Origin of the sequence: Lactobacillus johnsonii ATCC 33200 (assembly GCF_000159355.1) — a bacterium.
Lineage (GTDB): Bacteria > Bacillota > Bacilli > Lactobacillales > Lactobacillaceae > Lactobacillus > Lactobacillus johnsonii.
Genome location: NZ_GG670120.1, coordinates 130,495 through 137,841 on the forward strand (window position 1 = coordinate 130,495; position 7,347 = coordinate 137,841).

The 7,347-nt window shown below is 33.2% G+C and carries 5 protein-coding genes and 1 other annotated feature (1 of these 6 only partly in view); of the genes, 4 read left to right on the forward strand and 1 reads right to left on the reverse strand.

The window, feature by feature from the left end; translation table 11 throughout:
• Positions 1–28 (forward strand) — a binding site (T-box leader); it begins 181 nt to the left of the window's first position.
• A 35-nt stretch (positions 29–63) separates the two neighbouring features.
• From pheS to greA, 4 genes are all read left to right on the forward strand, one after another.
• The gene (pheS, locus tag HMPREF0528_RS00670; protein ID WP_004893736.1) at positions 64–1,113 is read left to right on the forward strand and encodes a phenylalanine--tRNA ligase subunit alpha; all 1,050 of its coding nucleotides are present in this window, start codon (positions 64–66) and stop codon (positions 1,111–1,113) included.
• Positions 1,113–3,527 (forward strand): phenylalanine--tRNA ligase subunit beta, encoded by a 2,415-nt coding sequence (pheT, locus tag HMPREF0528_RS00675; RefSeq protein WP_004893738.1) that lies wholly within the window; start codon positions 1,113–1,115, stop codon positions 3,525–3,527. Before pheS ends, pheT begins: the two co-directional genes overlap by 1 nt.
• Positions 3,528–3,590: 63 nt before the next feature.
• Positions 3,591–4,685 carry an endolytic transglycosylase MltG gene (gene mltG, locus HMPREF0528_RS00680; RefSeq protein ID WP_004893739.1) on the forward strand — a complete coding sequence of 365 codons (1,095 nt, stop codon included), beginning with the start codon at positions 3,591–3,593 and terminating at the stop codon, positions 4,683–4,685.
• A gap of 80 nt (positions 4,686–4,765) precedes the next feature.
• The gene (gene greA / locus HMPREF0528_RS00685) at positions 4,766–5,248 is read left to right on the forward strand and encodes a transcription elongation factor GreA (RefSeq protein ID WP_003646934.1); all 483 of its coding nucleotides are present in this window, start codon (positions 4,766–4,768) and stop codon (positions 5,246–5,248) included.
• 51 nt (positions 5,249–5,299) lie between these two features.
• Here the strand turns inward: greA and HMPREF0528_RS00690 are convergent.
• Positions 5,300–7,347 (reverse strand): YfhO family protein (locus HMPREF0528_RS00690; RefSeq protein ID WP_004893743.1); only part of this gene is annotated, 2,048 nt, incomplete at its 5' end.

A 7,347-nucleotide genomic window follows, 5' to 3' on the forward strand; every position in this document is an offset into this window, starting at 1 on the left:
GGTGGTACCGCGAAGCTTCGTCCCTTTTGGGACGGGGCTTTTTTTGTTGGAAAGGAAAATGAGATGGACTTATTCGATAGAATAAATAAGTTAAAAGAAGAAGGATTGAATAAAATCAAGCAAGCTGAAAACCAGAAAATGCTTGATAAGATTAGAGTAGAGTTAATGGGGCGCAAGGGTGAATTAACTGAAATTCTTCACTCAATGAAAGATATTGCCCCAGAAAATAGACCTAAAGTGGGTCAAGAAGTAAATCAAGTTCGTGATCTCTTTCAAAAGCAGTTAGATGAAGCAAAGAATAACGTCTTACAAACTTTAATTGCCGAAAAATTAGAAGAAGAAAAAATTGATGTTACTTTGCCTGGTCGTGAGGGACATTTAGGTTCAAAACATCCTATTAATATTATTTTGGATGATTTGGAAAGCTACTTTATTGGAATGGGTTATGAAGTAGTTCAAGGTCCAGAAATTGAAACTGATCACTATGTATTTGAAATGATGAACTTGCCAAAAGATCACCCTGCTCGTGATATGCAAGCAACTTTCTATATTGATGAGGAGAACTTACTTAGAACGCAAACTTCAGGAGACCAAGCTAGAGTTTTAGAAAAGCATGATTTTTCTAAGGGTCCATTAAAGATGGTTGGTCCTGGTAAGGTATACCGTAGAGATGATGATGATGCAACCCACTCTCATCAATTCCAACAAATGGAAGGCTTGGTAATCGATAAAAATGTTACTATGTCAGACCTTAAGGGAACATTAGAAATGATTGCTAAGCACGTTTTTGGTCAAGATCGAAAGACTCGTCTTCGTCCATCTTACTTCCCATTTACTGAACCATCAGTTGAAATGGATGTTTCTTGTTTTAATTGTGATGGTAAGGGCTGTCCAATTTGTAAGTATACTGGCTGGATCGAAGTACTTGGTGCTGGTATGGTTCACCCAAATGTTTTAGAAAATGCTGGTGTAGATTCAACAGTCTATGGTGGTTTTGCCTTTGGTTTAGGCTTAGATCGTTTTGCAATTTTGAAATACGGCATTTCTGATATTCGTGATTTCTATACTAATGATGTACGTTTCTTGGCACAATTCCGTAAGGAGGAAGATTAATGCTTGTTTCATATAATTGGTTAAAAGATTTTCTTAATTTAGATGAAGATCCTAAAGAATTAGGAGAAAAAATTACTAGAACTGGTGTTGAGATCGCATCTGTAGATCACCCAGCAGAAGGATTAAAAAAATTAGTAGTTGGACACATTTTAGAATGTGAGGATATTGAAGGGACTCACTTACACAAATGTCAAGTTGATGTTGGTGAAGAAGAACCAATTCAGATTGTTTGTGGTGCTCCTAATGTTGCAGCTGGTGAAGATGTTATTGTTGCTTTACATGGGGCAAGAATTGCCGGAAATGAAAAAATTAAACGTAGTAAAATTCGTGGAATTAAATCAAACGGTATGATTTGCGGACTTCAAGAAATTGGTTTTGAAGATAAAGTCGTTCCTGCAAAATATGCAGATGGAATTTTTGTTTTCCCTAAAGATACAGATGTAAAACCAGGTGAAGAAGTATACGAAGCACTTGGCATGAATGACTATATTTTAGATTTTGATATTACTCCAAACCGTGCTGATACTTTATCAATGGAAGGTGCTGCTTATGAAGTTGGTGCAATTATTGATGAAAAACCTAAAGTTGAACCAGTAGTGCTTAAGGCAGATGGACCTGACTGGACTCAGGAATTAGATGTACAGGTCGATGAAAAATTAGCACCTAAATTTTACCTAAGAAAAATTTCTAATGTAAAAATTGGTGAAAGTCCATTGTGGATGCAAAGACGCCTTTGGAATGCAGGAATTCGTCCGATTAATAATGTGGTCGATGTTACTAATTATGTAATGCTTTTAACGGGTCAACCAATGCATGCTTATGATGCTCGTACTTTTAAGGACGGTAAACTAGAAGTTAGAAAAGCAAATAAAAATGAAAAGCTTACATTATTGAACGATAAAGAAGTGGAATTAGATCCAAATGACATCATCATTACTGACGGTCAAAAGCCTGTTATGATGGCCGGTGTCATGGGTGGTAAGAACTCAGAAGTTGAAGACGATACTACTGATGTAATCTTAGAATCTGCCGTTTTTGATGGAACTAGTGTAAGAAAATCTGCATTGCGTCATGCTAACAGAACTGAAGCATCAAGTCGATTTGAAAAAGGTGTTAACTGGGATAATACTCAAAAAGCCTTAGATATGGCTGCATTGTTATTGCGTAATGATGCAGATGGTACAGTTAATGAAGGTGAAATAAAAGCAACTGATGCTCAAAGAAGTCCTTCAGTAGTTAAAACTACAGTATCTTATATTAATAAGGTATTGGGAACTGAGTTAAGCAGAGCTGAAATGGAAAAGATCTTTGATCAGTTAGGTTTTACTGTTGCAGGCTCTGAAGATGAGTTAGTAGTTACTGTTCCTAATAGAAGATGGGATATTTCTATTCCTGCAGATTTAGTAGAAGAAGTTGGCCGAATTTATGGTTATGATAACTTGAAATCTACCCAACCGCTTTTACCTGAAACTCATGGTGGTTATTCAGCTAAAGAAACTGCTATGCGTAGAATTAAGGATATCGTTCAAGGTCAAGGATTAATGGAAGCAATTTCTTACTCATTGACTTCCCCAGAAAAAGCAATTTCATTTACTAAAGATCCTAAACCAGTAGTTGAAGTTCAATGGCCATTAAACTCAAGTCGTTCAACTATGAGAGAAAACCTAATAACAGGATTGGTTGATGCTGCAAGCTACAATATGGCCCGTAAGCAAAAAGAATTAGCTTTATTTGAACAAGGAAGAGTTTATGATCATGAAAATAATACATTTAATGAACATGAACATTTAGCTACTCTTTATTCAGGACATACTTTAGCAGCCAATTGGCAACATTTAGATCAAAAGATTGACTTCTATTTTGTAAAGGGCCAATTAACTAACTTATTTAGAGCAATTGGTATCAAAGATGAAGATGTAGAGTATCGCGCTGAACTGGTTCAAGGAATGCATCCAACTAGAACTGCCGGCATTTATATTAATGATCAATACGTTGGTCTAATTGGAATGTTAGCACATGCTGTTACTACACTTGACAAAGCATTACGTGGTAGTGAGATATATGTTTATGAAATTGATTTAGATGCAATTGTTTCTATGCTTCATAAAGGGATGAAAGCTAAGGCTGCTCCGAAATTCCCAGCTATTGAGCGAGATTTATCTCTATTAGTACCTAATGATGTAACTAATGCACAAATTGAAGCTCAAATTAAGTTAAATGGAGGTAAATATCTTTACGATATTCGAGTAATCGATGTTTATGCCGGAAGTCAAATTGAATCAGGTCATAAATCAATCTCTTACTCGTTAACTTTCTTAAATGAAAAAGACACATTAACTGATGAAGTTGTAGCTACAGCAATGGAAAGAATTGAAGCAGATCTGAAAGAAAGTCTAAAGATTAAAGTTCGTTAATTCTTTTCTGGGGAGCTTTGCTATAATTGTCTTAGATTTTTGTGATTTTCGGAGGAAAAGCATTTGCTAAATCAAGACAAAAAGAAAGATCATGAGTTAGAGGAACAGGCATCTAAAAAGATTACTCGTTGGATCCTTAGTGGACTAGGAGCGATTTTAGTTTTAGTTGTCTTGATTGGAGGCTGTTACGTAGGATACGCACTTCAACCAGCCAATCGACATGATGAAGATGTTGTTAGTGTTCATATTCCTGCGGGAGCAACTAATAGTCAAATTGCTCAAATTTTACAAGAGAAAAAGATTATTAGAAATGCGGCCGTTTTCAACTTTTGGTTAAAGAGTCATAGTGCGACAAATTTTCAAGCAGGGAATTTTTATTTATCACCTTCAATGCATAACAAAGAGATTGTGAGCCAATTGCAAGGTGGAGGTGGTCGTCCAGTTGTTGGTCATGTTCTAATAAAAGAAGGACAAACAATTGATAGTATTGCTACTACAGTTAGCAAGAATACCAAGTATAGTCGACAAGATTTCTTAAAGCTAATGAAAGATAAGAGCTTTATGAAGAGTTTGGAGAAGCAATATCCTAAACTTTTAACTAGTTCTATGAACAGTAAGGGTGTTCGCTATCATTTAGAAGGATATCTCTTCCCAGCAAAATATGATGTTTATCAAGGAGCTTCTTTAAAAGAATTAGTTAACCAAATGGTTGATAAGACTGATCAAGTTTTGCAACCATACTATAGTTCAATTAAGAAGAAGCACTTAACAGTACAGGAAGTTTTAACTTTAGCTTCATTAGTAGAACGTGAAGGTGTTAAAACTAAAGATAGGCGTATGATTGCTGGAGTATTCTTTAACAGACTTAAAGCTAATATGCCACTTCAGTCAGATATTTCAGTAATGTATGCATTGAATAAGCATAAACATTCTTTATCACTAAAGGATATTAAAGTAAAATCACCATATAACTTATATGTTCATAAAGGATATGGACCTGGACCATTTAACAATCCAAGTCTAGATTCAATTAGTGCTGTATTGAACCCAATTAAGTCTAACTATCTCTACTTTGTTGCAAACCTTAAGACTGGTAAGGTTTACTACAACGAAAACTATGATGAACATTTGAAACGAAATAGTAGTTTAGGCCAGTAAAAATGGTTGCCTTTTTTAGGTAGAAAACATAAGCTGTTTGGTGCAAAGAAAAATAGGTATAGGTAAGGAGATTTTTTAGTATGGCAGAAAAAGTTTATCCAATGACTGCTGAAGGTAAGGAAAAACTTCAAAAGGAATTAAAAAACTTAAAATTAGTAAAACGTCCAGAAGTTATTGAACGAATTAAGGTTGCTAGATCATTCGGTGACTTATCAGAAAACTCAGAGTATGATGCAGCAAAAGATGAACAAAGTGCTGTAGAACAACGTATTGTTCAAATTGAACAAATGCTTAAGTATGCACAAGTTGTTGATGCAGATAGTGTTGATCCTAATGAAGTTTCTATTGGTAAAACTGTTACTTACACTGAAGTAGGTACTGATGATCCAGAAACCTATACTATTGTTGGATCTGATGAATCTGATCCGCTTAATGGAAAAATTTCTAATGATTCACCAATTGCTCAAGCTTTACTTGGTAAAAAGAAGGGTGAAAAAGTAACTATTAACACTCCAGGTGGAACTTTTGATGTTACTATCAATGACGTTAAGACATTGAACTAATTTAAATAATTTATCTAAAAAAAGGGATTAACTTACGTAAAGGCTAGTAAGTTAATCCCTTTTTGGTTTAAAAATAAATAAAATTATGGTTGATATAATCGAAATTATAAGACCAATTAAGAAAGCAATTGGTACATAAACTAAAGTAAGGTGATGGGTACCTTTTTTTATAGGGGCACTTAAAAATGTTTGGGCAAATTTGTGGGTTTGCAGAAGTTTACCATTGTCAAAAATCAGCCAATTTTTTGAATAAGGAATGGTAGAATTTAAAGTTTCATTTTTTTGTGCAGTGTAATTAAGTTTTAAAGAAATAGGACTTGTTTGATGAGTTACTGGCTGTTTTTGATTGAATTTACGAATAATTTTGTTAAATTCATCTTCTCTAAATTGAAGAACTCTAATACCATTTAAATTGATATTTTCAGTGTTTAGATTGAAAACAATTTTAATAGGAGTACTTTTTGAATAATATCCAATATTTAGTAATTTACTTGAAATACCTAAATCATCATTGTTAAGTTGGCGATTATTAACAATAATAGAAGTGACATTAGTAGTTAAGTTTGAGGGAAGCTCGAGATAATAAGCTCCCTTTTCAAATGAGAAAATATTAAAGGTTATGTTAGCAGTTTTATTTTTATCAATCTTTTTATATTCATTGGTATTCTTACTATGCTTAGTGTTTTTTAGTTTACTTGGATTTGTTAGATATAAACTATTGAAAAGATTAAGTTTTTGACCGACGATGCTGCTAAAGAGATTATTTTGATTTGTAGCAGGCATATTATTATAGAAGGTGATTTTCTGATGGGTATTTGAAATGAAAATAAGTGGTAAAGCAGATGAATTTTTTCTAATTTGTAATTGTTTAAAACTTTTAACGACTGTATTTGTAACTAAATCTGGTCGATAAAAAGCACTCGTAAATACAATTTGTTCTTTTTCAGGTAAATTACGCCTATTCTTAATGGGAACAATATTATATTTTATGCCTAAAAAACTATCGGATAAGGGCGTAGCGAAATTATTGGTAAAAGAATTATCATTGTTTTCTAGCCCAAGATAATCTACTAAGTTAATAGTTGCACGATCAGAAATAGAATTAAAGTTGCTAACCCCATAATAATTATTACTGAATGGGTCGTCATCGGAACGAGTAAATGTCTTTTCTGTGCGATATAAGCTAGAGTCATATTTATGTAAATAGGTTGTAGTTTGAGAAACATTACTAGTGAAATTAGCATAATCAAAGTTTTTTTGATAAGAGATATTATCTAAACTTGCTAGCAGATTAATACTTACTTCTAGTCCTACTATTCCAAAAAAGATTACTGGGATCCACTTATAGTTAAAAAATAAAATTGTGAGTAAACTACATAAAAGAAAAAGGATAGTAAGAATAATATTAGTTTGATTCAAAAATTCTTTTTGATGGATATTTAATAAAAGAAAGATACTTAAGCTAATTACTAAAAGTAAGGCAACTATTTTACTAGTGATATTAAATTTGTGTGTATGTACAATCACTTGAACACCAAGATAGATTGCATAGAAAGAAAAGATAAAGCTAAAGCGTGCTGGATACCAAACGGGATACTGACCTAAATGCCATAACAGTACTAGTGGGTTAAAGCTAAAAGATAGGAATATAAATAATAGTAAAATAGCTGATGTAAATTTTTCTTTTAGGGAAAAATGTTGATTGATAAAGTAAAGGAGGCACAGCAGAGTAAAAATACTAGTTAGAAAAATGTTAGGTAGTCCTTTTTCCATCTCAGTAAAATTAAATGCGCCAACTACTAATTTATCAAGGGCTTGATATGGTGCAAATTGAAAACCTAGCGAAAGGGTAGTGTCGGAGTTGATTTTTCCATTTAATATTTCAAAAAAGGCTGGTAATAATACGAAGGCGCCTAGGGTAGTGCCTAAGAGACTCTTAGTGAAATAGTGGAAAATAATTTTGTTTGAGAAAGAATGGTTAATTAGAGCAGTAATAAAATAAAGTAAGCCAAAAAATAGCACCATGAAACCAGTATAAAAATTAGTTAACCATAGTAAGAAAGTGATCGTGGTAAGATAAAAATAGTGTTTCTTTTGTT

What these genes read in the sequence shown, in the direction of transcription:
- pheS (WP_004893736.1), top strand. Translation starts at nt 64, where the DNA reads ATGGACTTATTCGATAGAATAAATAAGTTAAAAGAAGAAGGATTGAAT.
- pheT (WP_004893738.1), top strand. Translation starts at nt 1,113, where the DNA reads ATGCTTGTTTCATATAATTGGTTAAAAGATTTTCTTAATTTAGATGAA.
- greA (WP_003646934.1), top strand. Translation starts at nt 4,766, where the DNA reads ATGGCAGAAAAAGTTTATCCAATGACTGCTGAAGGTAAGGAAAAACTT.